12 protein-coding genes are annotated in these 15,119 nt (G+C 66.7%); 6 read left to right on the top strand and 6 right to left on the bottom strand.

Going from position 1 to position 15,119, the window contains the following annotated elements:
* The first annotated feature begins 118 nt into the window (after positions 1 to 118).
* The gene (gene lon / locus Q4C89_RS02525; protein WP_303101037.1) at positions 119 to 2,563 is read left to right on the top strand and encodes an endopeptidase La; all 2,445 of its coding nucleotides are present in this window, start codon (positions 119 to 121) and stop codon (positions 2,561 to 2,563) included.
* A gap of 69 nt (positions 2,564 to 2,632) precedes the next feature.
* Here the strand turns inward: lon and Q4C89_RS02520 are convergent, their stop codons facing one another.
* From Q4C89_RS02520 to Q4C89_RS02505, 4 genes are all read right to left on the bottom strand, one after another.
* Positions 2,633 to 4,393, bottom strand: a complete 1,761-nt coding sequence (locus tag Q4C89_RS02520; protein ID WP_303101036.1) for a PASTA domain-containing protein — start codon at positions 4,391 to 4,393, stop codon at positions 2,633 to 2,635.
* A 31-nt stretch (positions 4,394 to 4,424) separates the two neighbouring features.
* On the bottom strand, positions 4,425 to 5,075 hold the full coding sequence (locus Q4C89_RS02515) for a DUF1345 domain-containing protein (protein WP_303101035.1): 651 nt from the start codon (positions 5,073 to 5,075) through the stop codon (positions 4,425 to 4,427).
* A gap of 124 nt (positions 5,076 to 5,199) precedes the next feature.
* Positions 5,200 to 9,090, bottom strand: coding sequence for a ribonuclease R (gene rnr, locus Q4C89_RS02510; RefSeq protein ID WP_303101034.1), 3,891 nt, complete (start codon positions 9,088 to 9,090; stop codon positions 5,200 to 5,202).
* A gap of 263 nt (positions 9,091 to 9,353) precedes the next feature.
* Positions 9,354 to 10,136 (bottom strand): exodeoxyribonuclease III, encoded by a 783-nt coding sequence (locus Q4C89_RS02505; protein ID WP_303101033.1) that lies wholly within the window; start codon positions 10,134 to 10,136, stop codon positions 9,354 to 9,356.
* Positions 10,137 to 10,238: 102 nt separating this feature from the next.
* On the opposite strand from Q4C89_RS02505, the gene Q4C89_RS02500 reads away from it, so the two are divergent.
* Positions 10,239 to 10,547 (top strand): hypothetical protein, encoded by a 309-nt coding sequence (locus Q4C89_RS02500; RefSeq protein WP_303101032.1) that lies wholly within the window; start codon positions 10,239 to 10,241, stop codon positions 10,545 to 10,547.
* A 41-nt stretch (positions 10,548 to 10,588) separates the two neighbouring features.
* On the opposite strand, the gene Q4C89_RS02495 is transcribed toward Q4C89_RS02500, so the two are convergent.
* Both Q4C89_RS02495 and Q4C89_RS02490 read right to left on the bottom strand, forming a co-directional pair.
* Positions 10,589 to 11,224, bottom strand: a complete 636-nt coding sequence (locus Q4C89_RS02495) for a class I SAM-dependent methyltransferase (protein ID WP_303101031.1) — start codon at positions 11,222 to 11,224, stop codon at positions 10,589 to 10,591.
* Positions 11,221 to 11,754, bottom strand: coding sequence for a YqgE/AlgH family protein (locus Q4C89_RS02490; protein WP_303101030.1), 534 nt, complete (start codon positions 11,752 to 11,754; stop codon positions 11,221 to 11,223). The genes Q4C89_RS02495 and Q4C89_RS02490 overlap by 4 nt, the downstream gene beginning before the upstream one ends.
* A gap of 77 nt (positions 11,755 to 11,831) precedes the next feature.
* Between Q4C89_RS02490 and Q4C89_RS02485 the strand changes: the two genes are divergently transcribed.
* From Q4C89_RS02485 to Q4C89_RS02470, 4 genes are all read left to right on the top strand, one after another.
* Complete coding sequence (locus tag Q4C89_RS02485; RefSeq protein WP_303101029.1) at positions 11,832 to 12,698, top strand: folate-binding protein YgfZ; 867 nt, start codon at positions 11,832 to 11,834, stop codon at positions 12,696 to 12,698.
* On the top strand, positions 12,691 to 13,155 hold the full coding sequence (locus Q4C89_RS02480; RefSeq protein WP_303101028.1) for a hypothetical protein: 465 nt from the start codon (positions 12,691 to 12,693) through the stop codon (positions 13,153 to 13,155). Before Q4C89_RS02485 ends, Q4C89_RS02480 begins: the two co-directional genes overlap by 8 nt.
* 216 nt (positions 13,156 to 13,371) lie before the next feature.
* A complete protein-coding gene (locus Q4C89_RS02475; protein ID WP_303101027.1) occupies positions 13,372 to 13,758 on the top strand; it encodes a DUF3006 family protein in 387 nt (128 codons plus the stop codon).
* Complete coding sequence (locus Q4C89_RS02470; protein ID WP_303101026.1) at positions 13,755 to 14,915, top strand: ComEC/Rec2 family competence protein; 1,161 nt, start codon at positions 13,755 to 13,757, stop codon at positions 14,913 to 14,915. Before Q4C89_RS02475 ends, Q4C89_RS02470 begins: the two co-directional genes overlap by 4 nt.
* The last annotated feature ends 204 nt before the right edge of the window (positions 14,916 to 15,119 follow it).

Raw genomic sequence — 15,119 nt, 5'->3', positions numbered from 1 at the left:
TGATATATTCGCACTCAAGTTTCTTGGCAAGTCGTCTGGTGCTTTGTTCGATTGCCTGGAGCGTTTGCCAGAGTCACCTCTCACCGTGGCCCCCAGCGGCCAAAAGGAGCGTCAACGGATGCCCGACACTACCCTTCCCCAGAATGTCCCCGTCTGCCCGGTGCGCGGCAGCGTGATCTATCCGACCATGGTGCAGCACATCGATGCCAGCCGCGCCATTTCCATCAATGCCATCGAAGCCGCCATGCAGGGCGAAAAAGTCATCCTGATCGTCTCGCAGCGTGACAAGGACGTGGACGACCCCAAGGGCAGCGACCTCTACGACATCGGCACCGCCTGTAACGTGCTGCGTGTGCGTAAAAACCCCGACGGCACGCTGCAAATGCTGGTGTCGGCGGTGGCCCGCGTGCAGGCGAGCAACTATGCGGTGGGCGACTACCTGACCGCCGACATCGCACCCCTGGCGGAAGGCAAAGACAAGGCGCTGGAAGTGCAGGCGCTGACCCGCGAACTCAAGGACAAGTTCGACACCGTCGCCAGCGGCGGGCGTATCAACGCCGAGGCAGTGCAGACCATTCAGGGCAAAGAAAACGTGGGCGAAATGGCCGACCACATCGCCTTCAACCTCGATTTCAAGCTGGAAGACAAGCAGGCCCTCCTCGAAGCCGCCAACCTGACCGAGCGCCTGAAAAAGCTGCTGACGCTGCTGGACACCGAGCAGGAAGTCCAGAGCCTGCAACAAAAAATCCGCTCGCAGGTCAAAGAAGAAATCGACAAGAACCAGCGCGAGTACTACCTGCGCGAGCAGATGAAGGTCATCCAGAAGGAACTGCACGGCGGCGACGACGAGGAAGGCGACGAGGCCGAGCAATTCCGCGCCAAGATTGAGGCGCTGGACCTCAAGCCCGACGTAAAGAAGGAAATTGAGCGCGAAGTCAACCGTCTGGCGCGGATGCACCCCGACGCCGCCGAAGCCTCGGTGATTCGCACCTACCTGACGTGGGTGACCGAGCTGCCCTGGAATGATCGGTCCGAAGACCGTCTGGACGTGGAAGAAGCCGCGCAGGTGATGGACGAAGACCACTACGGGCTGGACAAGGTCAAAGATCGCGTGCTGGAGTTCCTGGCGGTGCGCCGCCTGCGTAAAGAGCGGGCCGAGCGCGGCGACATCAGCGCTGAGGAAGTCAACAAAGGCCCCATTCTGGTCTTCACTGGCCCTCCTGGGGTGGGTAAAACCAGCATCGCCCAGAGCATCGCCAAGTCGCTGGGGCGCAAGTATGTTCGCATCGCCCTCGGTGGCGCACGCGACGAGAGCGACATTCGCGGACACCGCCGCACCTACATCGGCGCGATGCCGGGGCGCATCATCCAGGGCATTCGCACGGCGGGCACCAAGAACCCCGTGATTCTGCTGGACGAGGTGGACAAGCTCGGCAGTTCGTACCAGGGCGACCCCAGCTCGGCGCTGCTGGAAGTGCTTGACCCCAGCCAGAACCAGCACTTCACCGACCACTACATGGGCGTGCCGTTCGACCTCTCGGAAGTCATGTTCATCGCCACGGCGAACTACCCCGAACAGATTCCGCCCGCGCTGTACGACCGCATGGAAGTCATCGAGTTCAACAGCTACATCGAGCAGGAAAAGCTGGAAATTGCCAAGCGCTACCTGCTGCCGCGCCAGCTGCTACAAAACGGCTTGAAGGCCAACCAAATCACCCTGACCGACGCCGCGCTGGAAAAACTGATTTCGCACTACACCCGCGAGGCGGGCGTGCGTAATCTGGAACGCGAAATCGGCACGGTGCTGCGCAAAGTGGCCCGCAACATCGCCACGGGCAAGGTCAAACGCGCCAAAGTCACCGACAAGGACTTGGAAAAATACCTGGGCCAGCCGCGCCACACCCCCGAAACCGAGGGTCAGGAAGACATGGTGGGCGTCAGCACGGGCATGTTCTATACGCCCGTGGGCGGCGATATCCTGTTCGTGGAAACCAGCATCATGCCTGGCAGCAAAAATCTGGTGTTGACGGGGCAACTCGGTGACGTGATGAAGGAGTCGGCCCGTGCCGCGCTGACCTACGCCAAGAGCAACGCCGCCCGCTTCCACATTGACCGTGACCGCATTGAAAACAGCGAGATTCACGTTCACGTCCCCGCAGGTGCCATTCCCAAAGAAGGCCCCAGCGCAGGCGGCGCGATGGCAACCAGCCTGATTTCGGCGCTGAGCGGTATTCCCGCCCGCCACGATGTCGCCATGACGGGCGAGATGACCCTCACGGGCCGTTATCTGCCCATCGGCGGCCTGAAAGAGAAGGTGCTGGGCGCACGCCGCGCTGGCATCAAGCACATCATCTTGCCCAAGGCCAACGAGCGCGACATTGAGGACATCCCCCTGCACCTGCGCAGTTCCATGCGCTTCCACCCCTGCGAAACGGTGGACGAAGTGCTGGACGTGGCGCTGGTCGGTGGCCTGAAGGCGCTGGAAACGCCGCGTGACGGCAGTGGCCCTGCTCCTGCCAAGCGGCGGGGAGGACGACGCAGCGCAGCAGACGCCAGAGCGTAAGCACGACAACCGAAAAACTCCCCCACCTTCACGGGCGGGGGAGTTTCTTATGGTTTGTCGAAAGCGAATCTACTGTGCCGCCACCCGCGTGTATTCCGCACCGTTGCGCCGGATGATGAACACGGCGTTCCCCTGCACCGTTAGAGGAGCCTGGGCGAGTCGGCCCGCGACCTGTTCCGCGCCGACGCCGGGCATAATTTCGCGCTCGCCGCTCGCGTCCTGCACCGTGATGGAGTAGGTTCCGGCGGGCAATTCGGCGGGGAAGGTGTAGCGCAGGTTGACCTGACGCGGCGTGGTGTCCACCGCTGGGGGCGGGGTGTCCTGGGCGGGGGTCGTCTGCGGCGCGGTGGTACCGGTGTCGGGTGCCGTCTGCTCAGGCGTTGGAGACGGAGTTGGGGTGGAGGGCTGCCCCTGCGTTTGGGGAACCGTCTGGGCCGGGGTCTGGCTGGGCGGCGTAACGGGTTCGGGGGGCGGCGGTGGCACGTAAGGCGGCGGAATAGGCAGCGGCTCGGCGGGCGTGCTGGGGGGCGTGTACTTGACGCTGGCGATCACCAGTTTGACCTTGCTGCCGACGGGAACGGTGGCCCAGGGCGCAGGCTCTTGCGACAGCACCGTGTTCTCGGTCTTGTCGCTGGGCTGGCGGGTCACGTCGGTGACGACCAGTCCGGCGGCCCGCGCCCACTCCCGCGCCTGGTCGAACGTCAGGCCGCGCAGGTCGATGATGAAGGTTTCCTCGCCACGCACCCCGGTGCTGACCATCACCTGCACGGGCTGGTTGCGCTGGGTAGACGCCCCGGCAGGCGGAATCTGCGCCACGATGCGGCCTTCGGGCGTCTTGCTGACGGTGCCGTCCACCTTGATGACCTTGCCGAGTTTAAGGGCGCTGTCTTTGAGCGGCCCCTCGGCCTGTTGCAAGGTCATGTCCTCGATCTTGGGGACGATGAGTGGAGTGGGCTTGTTGACGGTCAGGATGACCTGCCGCCCGATGGGGAGATTGGTGCCGCCTTCCGGTTCCTGGCGGATCACCGCGCCGACAGGGAGCGTGCCGCTCTCGCCGTAGGTGTACTCGACCCGGAAGCCCTTGCTGGTGAGCGCCTTGGCCGCCTCCTGCGCCGGGCGGCTGGTGACGCTCGCCACCTCACCGACCGGGGGGTTGAGGTAAATCTGCGCGGCTTTGGCCCCCAGCCAGCCCGCGCCGCCCAGAAACAGCAGGCCGGGTACGAAGGTCAGCCAACCCAACCACGCGCCGGGGCGACGTTCGCGCTTTTGCTTGACCCGACCACCCCGCAGGCCCGACAGCACCCCCGCGTTGAGCGCCGCGATGTCTTCGGGCGTACGCGCTGGCACCGGGCGAAGATAGGCCACCTCGGGCTGGTCGCCGTGCAGCACCACGTCGGCGTCGGTCAGCGCAAAGCCGGAGTCGGCGAGTTTGCGTCCCAGCGCCTCCACGGCGTCTATGGTTTCCTGACGTTTGGTGGGCTGCGCCGCCACCTCTTGCAGGGGCGTACCGGTGACGGGTTGCCACACGGCGTAGTAGGCGCCGGGCCGGGCCACCACGTCCGTCAGCCCGGCGGGATTGACCGAGCGCAGCGCCGTGCGGTAGGCGTGAAACTGCTGGCGGTCGGCTGGAGACACCACTTCGAACCACGCCACCTGCCGGGTGACGCCCTCGGCGGCCTGCACCTCGAACAGCCGAACGTGGCCGTCCTGGGCGAGTTCACGCAGTACCCGGTACTTGCCGTCAATGAGTTGGTTGGGTAAAGAAGACGGAGGCGAGGAGGTGCGGCTTTGCCCCTGTCCCGCTGGTTTGGAGGAATCCGGCCCGGTCATGCACCGTGCAGCATAGCGCGGCGAGGGGCCGTCAACCCAGAATGCCTGCCACGCCGTTGATGGTTACCGCAATGATGACCACACTGAAAAAGTAGGAAAGCGCCGCGTGGCCCAGCAGCAATCGGCGCATTTCGCGGGTGTCCAGATTGGTGTCGCTGACCTGATAGGTCATGCCGATGGTCAGCGACAGGTACAGAAAATCGAAGTAGTCGGGGTCGGGCAGGGGGTCGTCGGTGCCGCGCTGCACGAAACGCACGCCTGCGCCGTCGCTGTAGAAGCGCCGGGCATAGTGCAGCATGTACTCGGCCTGCACCAGCAGCCACGACAGGGCGGTGGTCAACACCCCCAGCCCGGTTAGCGCGTACGCCACTGTTCCTTGATGCTGCCCAGCCTCATGCAGCGTCACGAACACCCCGACCAGACTGACCAGGGCCGCCGCCGTGGTCAGGGTCGCTGCCAGCGGGCGGGTTTCGTCCTCGCGGGTGGCGTGGGCCGCCACGTCATCCGGCGCGAGGCGCAGCAGGGGCCACAGCCGCAGCAGATTGACCAGGCAGAACACGTTCCAGCCCGTCAGGACGCGGGCTTCCCAGAACCAGTGGGAAGGCAGCAGCAGGGCGCAAAGTACTCCCACTACCGCCCCCATCATCAGCCGGACGGCAGCCGTGCGGGGAAAGGACGACATGCCGCCGATGATAGGCGCCTCTTTCCAGGTGCGCGATGAGGAAGGCGGCAGGGGAGAGGGCGCGGGACAAAATGCGAAAAAGCCGCCCACGCCTACGCGGACGGCTCACTCGACAGGAAGAAGGTTACTCGGCGCTGGCCGGGCGGCGGCCCCGGCGACGGCGGCGGCGATTGGCCTCCCCCTGGCCTTCGCTGGGGGCACTGGCCGCCGCCTGGGGACGCTCGCCGCTCGCCGCAGCAGGAGCCGGGCGCGGCGCAGAGGCGCGGGCGTTCTGGGGAGGACGTCCCCCACCGCTCACCGCCCCACGGTCATTGCCACCCCGGGTGTAGCCACGACTATCCCCACGGCGCTCGCCACGGTCATAGCCGCGTTCACGGCCGGCGCGGGGGCCGCTGTAGCCGTCGTCTTCGGGCATGTTGTCGGTGCTCCAGTCACCGAAGTACATGCGCTGCACGGTGATGTTGACGGGGCGCAGATGCTCGTTGCGGGGGCGCTCCAGCGTAATCACGCGGCGGGGGCCACTGCTGCCGCGTGAGGGGCCACGCTCGGAACGGTCGCGCTCCATCGGCACGCCGCCGAAGGTGCGGCCCTGGTTGCCCCGGCCCTGGCTCTGGCCCGCGCCGCGTCCGCCCCGGCTCTGGCCCTGGGGACGTCCGCCGCCCACCTGTCCACCCATCTGAGGGCTGCTCTGAATGGCGGGGCGGTCATCGTCCAGCGTGAATTTGGGCTGGGTGACGGGAATGCTCTTGAGTTTTTCCTGCCGCTCCTGCTCGCGGTCTTCGCGGCGGCGGGCACGGACTTTGACTTCGGTCATAGGGGTCTCCTGCTCGGTTCCGGCCTGCTCATAGCTGCCGGGCTTGTACTCGGGGTCTTCGGGGTCGGCCAGCGTCAGGTCAATCTGACGGGCGAGCGGCTTGACGTCGCTGATGGTGACCTGCACCGCGTCACCCAGGCGGTAGCCCTTGCCAGAGCTGCGGCCCCGGAGCATCTGCGCGTCTTCGATGAAGAAGTAGTAGTCGTCGTCCAGGTGGCTGATGTGCAGCTTGCCTTCCACGCCGTTGTCCAGCGCCACATACAGGCCGCTGGACACCACGCCCGACACGTTGCCCACGAACGACTCGCCCTTGTGCTCCTGTGCCCACTTGCACTGGTAGTACTTGGTGAGGTCGCGCTCGGCTTCGGCGGCGGTGCGCTCGCGATCGGAGGTGTGTTCGCCCATCGCGGGCAGTCGGCCCTGGAACTGCGCCACTTCGCGGTTTCCGGCCTTGAAGTCGCCCGAGAGCACCTTTTTCAGCGTGCGGTGAACCACGAGGTCGGGGTAACGGCGAATAGGCGAGGTGAAGTGCAGGTACTCGTCGAAGGCGAGGCCGAAGTGACCGAGGTTCTCGCCCGCGTACTTCGCCTGCTGCATGGAGCGCAGCAGCAGCGTGTTGACCACACTCTCGCGGTTGGTGCCGCGCACCTGCTTCAAGACCGCCTGATACGCCTGCGGGGTCGGCTCGCCGCCGGGGAAGGCGAAGCCCAGCCGCCCAATCGCGCCCGTGACCTCCTGGAATTTCTGGAGGGTCGGTTCTTCGTGGATGCGGAAGAGGGTCGGAATTTCGCGCTGGAGCAGGTAGTGCGCGACCACCTTGTTGGCGAGCAGCATCAGGTCCTCAATCATGCCGCGGGCGGTTTCCTCGCGGATGGGGATGAGTTCCATGCGCCCGTCCTTGTCCACGTCCACCTTGACCTCGCGCAGCTTGAAGTCCAGCGAGCCGTCGCGCAGTCGCTTCTGGCGCAGCTTGGTGGTGATTTTCAGCAGCAGGTGGAGGTCGCCTTCGAGGTGCCGGGCGTGTTCAGGCAGCGTGGCGGTGGCCTCACTGTACGCCTGCACCTCATCGTAGGTCAGCCGCGCCTTGGAATTGATGATGCTGGGCGTCAGTTTCACGTCCAGAATGTCGCCTTCTGCCGAGAGTTCCACCAGCGCGGTCATGGTCAGGCGGTCCTGATACGGCACCAGGCTGCACACGCCGTTGCTGAGGTGTTCGGGCAGCATCGGCAGCACCCGCCCCGGCAGGTAGACCGAGGTGGCGCGGGCGTAGGCTTCGCCGTCCAGCGCGGTGCCTTCCTGCACGTAGTGGCTCACGTCGGCGATGTGGACACCGACCACGAAATTGCCCTCGGGCGTGGGCTGAATGTGAATGGCGTCGTCGAAATCCTTGGCGTCGCGCCCGTCTACGGTGAAGATGTTGAATTCACGCAGGTCGAGGCGGCCCACCAGGGCTTCTTCGGGTATCTCGACGGGAATGGCGTTGGCCTGTTCCTGTACGTCGTCGGGGAATTCACCGCGCAGGCCGAACTTGACGATGACGGCCTCGGTTTCAGTCTCGGGGTCGTCCTCGGCCCCCAGCACGCGCACGACCTGACCGAAGACTTCGTCCTCGCCCGTGTGTTCGGGCCAGAACAGTTCGGTGACGACGCGGGCGCCCGCTTCCAGTTCTTCCAGACCCTCGGGGAGCAGCAGGATGCGGTGCCGGGCGCGGTGGTCGTCGGGCTTGAGAATGGGGTGGCCGTGGTGAAATTCCAGCGTGCCGACGAGTTGCTTGTAGGCCCGCTGCACGATGCGAACCACGGTGGCGCGGGGGTTGCCGTCGCCCTTTTGCCCGCGTCTGCCGCCGCGCTGGTCACGGGTGTCGCCGCGTCCGTCCATGCGGACGAGTACGGTGTCGCCGTTCCAGGCTTCCAGCGTCTTGTCTGCGCCGATGTAGTAGTCCTCGCCGCCGCTGTCGGGCACCACGAAGCCGAAGCCCGCCGCCGACGCTTGGAAGCGCCCACGCACCAGACTCATGGCTTCGGGGAGGCCATAGGTCTTCTTGCGGGTGCGGATGACTTTGCCCGACTCCACCAGGTTTTCCAGCAGGTCAGTGATGTTGCGCCAGCCGCCGAGCCGCTCTAACGCCTGACGGGTAAAGGTGCGCTCCAGGTCGCGGACATGCACGGGGCGGCCCAGCTTGCGGAGTTGCTCGGTGAGCAGGCGCTCCTCGGTGGGAACGCTTTGGAGGTCGTCCTCCTCAGTCTCTTCAGGCTGCGCTACGGCGCTCGCTGTCGGCTGCCGTTCCTCGCGCCGCTCCTTGCGGTTTTTGCGGCTCTGGCGCACTTCAGGCTGTGGAGCCGGGGCGGGTTCGTCGTCCAGCACGGCAGCCGAGTCCACGGCAGGTTGCGCCGTCTCGTGGGCGACCGTCAGCACGGGTACGTCCGGCTCGGCGGTCTGGGGCACCTCCACGGCTTCGACCCCTTCGAGCACTTCGGTCAGGGGGGTGGGCTGCGCTTTGGGCTTGCGGCCCCGGCGCTTGGGAGGGGTGGGCAGGGGAGGCGTCTCCGCCTGCTCTACAGGCGCGATCTCGCCCTCGGCTACGATGATCGCCGCCGGGGTTTCGTCCGGCTGGGTCGCCTTGGGTTTGCGTCCGCGTTTGGCCGGAGCCTTGATAGGTTCAGGCACCGTGACGTCTACAGGTGGAGAGACAGGTTCAGGCGCGGGTTCGGCTACTGCCTCTGCGGCGACGACCTCGGCGGTTTCCGGTTGCGCTTTGGGCTTGCGGCCCCGGCGCTTAGGCTGTTCGGCTTGAACATCAGGCGTGGGTTCGATCACTGGAGCAGTGTCCGGCGTGTCAACTTCCGCACTGACGGCTGCCTCCTTAGGCTTGCGCGTGCGCTTGGGTTTCTCCGTGGCAGGGGCCACTTCCGTCACTTCCGACGCGGCCTCCACTTCAGGCACGGCCTTGGGCTTGCGACCCGGACGCTTGGGCGCGGGGGCCGTTTCGTCGGCGGGTGCGGACTTCTTTTTCGTCGCGGTTTTTGCGGTCTTGGCCGCGGTAGGGGCGGCAAACTTCCGCCGGGTGTCGACCTGTTCGGTTGGGGTGTTCTCTTCTGGCGCGGGGGCCGCTGCCTGGGCCGCTGGAGTCTCGCTCTGTAGAGTTTGGCTCTCTGCGGACGGCACTGCGGTTTCCGCGTCCTTTTTCCTCTGTTTTGGCATTATATGCACCTAATGGCAGGACGCGTCCCGTGAGGTTCATTCTGTGGCGAAATCGGCCCAACGCTGGCCCGCTCCACACTGTCTGCGTACATTCCACTCACGGGAACTGGGTTCTCGCTTTACTCGGATTCACTCGCGCCACTTTGCCCACGGCCCTTGGCGGCATCTGGTGGGGACGCGAAGTCTGAATCCGGCAGCACAGTCAGCTTAGCACGCCTGCCTGACAGCGGTCTTTACGCATTCTGGCGGAGTGAGGGATAGTCCTATACCCCTTGCCCCTCCACCCACCCCGTCAGCGGCGCGTGGTCACTCAGCCGCGTTTCCCGGTCTACCCGCACGTCTCGCAGGTTCACGCCCGCCGCCAGCAGATAGTCGATGCGCCAGCCGACGTTGTTGGCGTAGGCGTTGCCCCGATTGCTCCACCACGTGTACTCGGCTTCGTCGCCCAGCGTGGCGCGGTGCCCGTCCGTCAGGCCGCTTTGGAGGTGCGCGGTCATCCACTCGCGTTCCTGGGGCAAAAAGCCGCTGTTTTTCTGGTTGGCCCGCCAGTTTTTCAGGTCAATTTCGCGGTGGGCGATGTTGTAGTCGCCGCCAATCACCAGCGGCTCACCCGATGCGATGAGGCCCGACACCCACGCCTGATAGTCGCCCAGAATCCTTTCCTTGAAGCCCTGGCGCACTTCGCCGCTGCTGCCGCTGGGCAGGTACACACTCACGAACCGCACGCCGCCCACCACCGCGCTGATGACGCGGCCCTCGGCGTCCATTTCGGCGTGGGGCATGCCCAGGCGCACGTCCTCCAGCGGCAGGCGCGAAAGGATGGCGACCCCGCTGTACCCTGCCTTCTGCGCCGGAAACCAGGCCGAGTGGTAGCCGGGCAGAGCGTCCGGCATGGGGTCGGCCCGCACTTCCTGAAGCAGCAGCACGTCGGGCTGCACGCGCAGGACCCAGTCCGCCAGCCCTTTTCGCAGCGCACTTCGCAGGCCGTTGACGTTGAGGGTGGTGACCTTGAGGGCGTTGGGGCGGGCGGCGGGCAGGGCAGACATCGCGCCAGAACATAGCGCCCTGCTCCTGCCTGACGGGAGGCTCAAGACCTGTTCAAGCGTTCGATTACCTGTATCTGATGAAACGGGGCTAGGCTGGGTCTTATGGTTGACATCAAGTTCATGAACGAGTCCGACGGGCAGGAATTCCAGATGACTCATCCCAAGGCCGCACGCGTGCTGAGCGACGTCGCAGCCTGGGCCACCCAGAACGAATTCAGCCGCGTGGTGTTCTGGCGCGACGCTGAAGACGCCCACAAGCTGTGGGTGCAACTGGGTGACGACCGCCTGAACTACTGGATTCACGACTCGACCTTCACCGAGGGCAAGCACGACACGGTGGAAATGCAGATGGACTACGCCCGTGGCGCACAGCGGCGCAGCGCGGCGGGGTTCGAGAAGTTCGATAAGTAGCGTAGGGTGAAGGGGAGAGGGGGTAGCGTCGCCCCCCTTTTTTATGGCTTGAGGGCGACGTAAACGCACAGATGCAAGTGGTCCGCCACCGGAAAGCGGGCCGGGTTGACGCTCAGGCGCAGGCCGTAGCTGCCCACCAGGGGCCCGGCGTCGGCGGCGTGAACGGTGAGCGGCAAGCGCACGTCCAGCCGGGTGGCGACGTGTCCTGCCTGCCGCAGCGAGTCGCGCAGGGCGGCGTCTGGGCCACTTTCGCCGCCTACGGGTCGGCCCAGCGCCCGCCACGTCTGCGCCAGATGCTCGTCCCCCTGGGCCGCCAGCACCAGTCGCCCGCCGGGGCGCAGCACCCGCCACGCTTCCGCCAGTGCCCGCGCCGGGTCGGTCACGTGGGCCAGCACGCGCACCAGCAGCGCCACATCGAAACTCTGGGCGGCGAAGGGAAGGTGCTCGGCCTGCCCAAGCTGCACGCCAGGGCTGGGAGCCGGGTCAAGCCCCACCACGCGCCCGGTCTGTCCTTGCCAAGCCAGCACGCCCAGGCCGTGTCCAGCCCCCGCGCCGACGTCCAGCACGTCCAGTTCGGCGGGCAGGTCGAGGGCGTCCAGCAGCGGCTCGTAAGGCCAGCGGGTGCCGCTCAAGCGCGAGAGCAGGGCGTCGCGTGCCTCCGCGCCCTTCGGCGTCAAGCCTGCGCTCCTCCAGCCACGATGGTGTCGGGGCTGACCCCCAGGCGGCGCAAGGCTTCGGCCCAGCGTTCTGCGGCGGGCACGTTCCAAATCAGGTCGGGGGTGTCCTGCTCGACCCACAGCCAAGTGCCCTGCCGCGCTTCCTCGGTGAGCTGCCCGGCGCTCCAGCCCGCGTAGCCCAGCAGCAGCATGTACGGCTGGGTGCCCCCCGCCAGCGCCCGCAGCACCTCCAGATTGCTGCTGACCAGCAGACCGTCCACCAGTTGCACCTCGCCCTCCAGCCCCAGCGGAAACGGGTACAGGCACCAGCCCAGGCTGGGATCGACCGGGCCACCCCACCAGGCGAGTTGCGCGGTGCCGTCGCCGCCGAGGTCAGGCATCAGGTCGGCCACCGTCTGCTCGCTGGGCAGGTGAACCATCAGGCCCAGCGCCCCCTGCGCGTCGTGTTCGAGCAGCAGCACGACGGCTCCCTCGAACACGCTGCCCTGCAGGTGAGGACTGGCAACCAGAAAGGTCAGTGGCCCGCTCATGCCTGCCAGCATAACCCGCTCCCGCCGCTGCCCTGTGCCATTCCGCCCTGTGCCGCGCCCGCCCTATTCTGGGCCGCATGTGGACTCGGCTTCCTTCCAGTGCCCTGCGCGTGACAGGCGCAGACCGCACCGATTTCGTACACGGTCAGATGACGGGCGACCTGCGCGGCGCCCCTACTCCGGGGGTCGTGCCCTGCGCTTTCCTGAACGTGCGCGGGCAAATCGAGCAGTTCGCCCACGCCTACAAGCGCCCCGACGACATCTATCTGCACCTCGGCGCGGGAGAGGCGCAGGCGCTGGCCGCTCGCCTGAAGCGCTACATCATCTTCGACCAGGTCGAACTGCATGACCTGTCGGACACCCTGCGAACCGTGCATGTCTGGCAGCAGGACGTGCCCGGCTGGGACGGGGCGGGGCCAGTCGCGCAGCAGTGGACGCTGGGCGGCTCGCTGGTGCTGGGTGGGCGGGTGCGGCGCGGTGCGGCGGACGGGGTAGACCTGCACTATCTCGCCCGCGACGAACAGGCCGTGCTGGAAGCGTTGGGCGGCGAGGAGCGCCCGCTGTCCGAACTGAGCGCCCTGCGGGTGGCGGCGGGCCTTCCCGACGTGCTGGCGGACGATTTCGTGGGGGCGCTGCCGCAGGAAGTCGGGCTGGACGTGGGCGGCCCATTGACCGCCATCAGCTACCGCAAGGGCTGCTACGTGGGGCAGGAAATCATGGCCCGGATTGAGGCGCGAGGCCAGACCCGTTTTCATCTGGCGCGGCTGCTGGGGCCAGGGTTGCCCTCCCACACCGACATCCAGCAGGGCGAGCGGGTGGTGGGGCGCACGGGGCAGAGCGCGGGGGGCGCTGTCCTGGCCCGCCTGCGCCGCGAAATTGCCGACGGCGACACCGTCCAGGTCGGCGGTGTGCAGGCCACCGTGCAGTGGATTCCCCATGCCTGAAGCGGGGGGCGGAGCGTGGCAGACCGTCACGGCGCAACTGACCGCCGCCCTGCGCGGCACGCCCGCCGAACAGGTGCGCGGTATGCGGCTGGCGCTGCGGCTGGCCTTTGCGGTGCTGGCGTTGCCGGGGCTTCCGCTGGGGCTGCTGTATCTGCTGACCCGCCCCGCGCCGCTGCCGCTCCAGACCACCCTGCTGCTGGGCGGGCTGGCGCTGCTGCTGGGCTGGGGGACGCTGTGGCTGGCCCGCCGCGCCGCCGCCAATCCCGACATTCCCCGCGAGCAGCGCGGCCTGACCGCCGCCATTCAGGGGGCGAGTGCGCCCGCCGCCGCCTTCCTGATGGGCTGCGCCTGCCTGTCGTCCTGGCCCGCGCTTGTGCTGCTCTGGAGCATCGCCGCGCTGCTGTACGGGGTGGTGTGGCGACAGATTCCCAACTGGGTGGCCGCGCCCCGGCCCTGAGCAGCTCCGGGCATCCTCCCGGCGAGTCAAGCCCCTCACCCCTCTCCTACACGCGAGTTTGCGGCAAACCGCCCCAAACATTGACTCTCCAAGGCACAGTTCAGACCGTTCCTTGACACGAGTCAAGAATGGTGGCACACTACGTCTCAAGCGGGAACGCGACGAAGAAATTACGTTCTGAGCCGATGGGTTCTGGGCAGAACGGGGGAGGAGACTATGGGCAAGACGGAACAGGCGGTGAACGTTATCCTGTGGGCAGCGGCCCTGGACGGCGGCTGGGGAGGCGGTATGACGGAAGCGAATCAGGAAACCTGGAGCGAGTGCTGGACGGTGGACGGTCTGGAAGACAGCCCGCGTGGCCCGCTGGCGCGTGTGGAGCTGCCCAGCGGACGCACCCGCACGGTGCCGCTGCGCGAACTGCCCGAAGGGGTGCGCGAGGGTGACCTGATCGAAGTGCGCCGGGGCGTGGGCGGTATCGTCTTTCGCCGCCTGGAAGCCGAAACCCGCGAGGCCCGCGCCCGCGCTCAGGCCCGGCTCGACGAGGTCAACCGCGCTGACGTTGCCATAGACCTGCTGGGTGACGACGGAGAAATCACGCTATGAGCCGCAGCGACGCCAAGAGCGCCCCGCGCCGCACCGCCAGCAAGAGCAGCACGGCCAAGAGCAGTACAGCCGGGGCCACCCGGACGACCAGCAAGGCCAAGACGACCTCGGCTTCGGGCAGCCGCAGCAGCACGGCCCGCGCCAAGACGACCACCCGCGCCAGCACCTCGACCCGCGCCAAATCCGGCACCACCCGCGCCCGCAGCGCCGCCCTCGCCAAGTCCGCCCCCACGGTGCGGATGCGCGTAGACGAGCGCGACCTGCAACCCGCCCGGCAGCCCGGCAGCGCCGACATTCTGGCGGTGGCCCTGGTGGTCTTCATGTGCGTGCTGGCGGCCTGCAACACCCAACTCGACAAGGGCCGGGGCGAACCGACGGGACAGGTGGCACCGCCGCAGGGCGAGGTCAGCGTGCAGTTTCTGAACGTGGGGCAGGGTGACGCGGTGCTCGTCCGCAGTCCCGAGGGCAAGACCATGCTGGTGGACGGCGGGCGCAGCGCCGAGCGGATGCGCGAGCAACTCGCCGCGCAGGGGGTCGGCAAAATCGACCTGATGGTGGCCTCGCACGCCGACGCCGACCACATCGCGGGACTGGTGGAGGGGGCCAAGTCGGGCCGTCCCACCCTCTTCATCAACAACGGCATTGCCGGAACCACGCAGACCTGGGACCGACTGGTCACGGCCCTTCAGGACGCCGGAACCACCTTTCAGAAAGCCAACGGTCAGGTCGTCAACCTGGGGAGTGTGAAGGTGAAAGTCATCACTCCCCCTTCCGGCATGGGGGACGACCAGAACGACAACTCGGTGGGCGTGCGCGTCGAGTTCGGACAGTTCGTCGCGCTGCTGACCGGAGACTCGGAAAAGAAGGAAACCGAAGCCTGGATGGCCGAAAACCGCCCCGAAGTACGCGGCCCGGTGCAGGTCTACAAGAGCATTCACCACGGTGCCGCCAACGGCGACCATCAGGCGTGGCTGGACGTGGTCAAGCCCGAAAACGTGGTCATCAGCGTGGGCGACAACAACTATGGGCACCCGACGGCGGCGGCCCTCAACCTCTACAAGGCCAACAACCTGCGTATTTTCCGCACCGATCGCCAGGGCACCGTGACTTTCCGGGGCAAGGCCGACGGCACCTACATTTCCGACACCGAACGCTGAGCGGTTTTCGACGTTCTTTGCCAGGGCAGAGCCAGCAGGCTCATGGCCCGAAATCGTCGTTTTGGGCTATGGCAGACAGGGAAGGCAAAACAGAGAAGGCAAAAAAGAAGCGGACGCGAAGCCGGGGGTTTCCCAGAGTCGCGCCTATTTTACGGCGATTAGGGGTTGACAAATCGGGGTGGGGTGTGGAAAGGGGATGAGGTG

The sequence above is a fragment of the Deinococcus sp. genome, assembly GCF_030523985.1.
GTDB lineage: Bacteria > Deinococcota > Deinococci > Deinococcales > Deinococcaceae > Deinococcus.
This window is presented reverse-complemented; position numbering and strand designations above follow the sequence as displayed.

Excerpts from the sequence above, each read along its gene's own strand:
- lon (WP_303101037.1), top strand. The coding sequence starts at position 119 with ATGCCCGACACTACCCTTCCCCAGAATGTCCCCGTCTGCCCGGTGCGC.
- Q4C89_RS02520 (WP_303101036.1), bottom strand. The coding sequence starts at position 4,393 with ATGACCGGGCCGGATTCCTCCAAACCAGCGGGACAGGGGCAAAGCCGC.
- Q4C89_RS02515 (WP_303101035.1), bottom strand. The coding sequence starts at position 5,075 with ATGTCGTCCTTTCCCCGCACGGCTGCCGTCCGGCTGATGATGGGGGCG.
- rnr (WP_303101034.1), bottom strand. The coding sequence starts at position 9,090 with ATGCCAAAACAGAGGAAAAAGGACGCGGAAACCGCAGTGCCGTCCGCA.
- Q4C89_RS02505 (WP_303101033.1), bottom strand. The coding sequence starts at position 10,136 with ATGTCTGCCCTGCCCGCCGCCCGCCCCAACGCCCTCAAGGTCACCACC.
- Q4C89_RS02500 (WP_303101032.1), top strand. The coding sequence starts at position 10,239 with ATGGTTGACATCAAGTTCATGAACGAGTCCGACGGGCAGGAATTCCAG.
- Q4C89_RS02490 (WP_303101030.1), bottom strand. The coding sequence starts at position 11,754 with ATGAGCGGGCCACTGACCTTTCTGGTTGCCAGTCCTCACCTGCAGGGC.
- Q4C89_RS02485 (WP_303101029.1), top strand. The coding sequence starts at position 11,832 with ATGTGGACTCGGCTTCCTTCCAGTGCCCTGCGCGTGACAGGCGCAGAC.
- Q4C89_RS02480 (WP_303101028.1), top strand. The coding sequence starts at position 12,691 with ATGCCTGAAGCGGGGGGCGGAGCGTGGCAGACCGTCACGGCGCAACTG.
- Q4C89_RS02475 (WP_303101027.1), top strand. The coding sequence starts at position 13,372 with ATGGGCAAGACGGAACAGGCGGTGAACGTTATCCTGTGGGCAGCGGCC.
- Q4C89_RS02470 (WP_303101026.1), top strand. The coding sequence starts at position 13,755 with ATGAGCCGCAGCGACGCCAAGAGCGCCCCGCGCCGCACCGCCAGCAAG.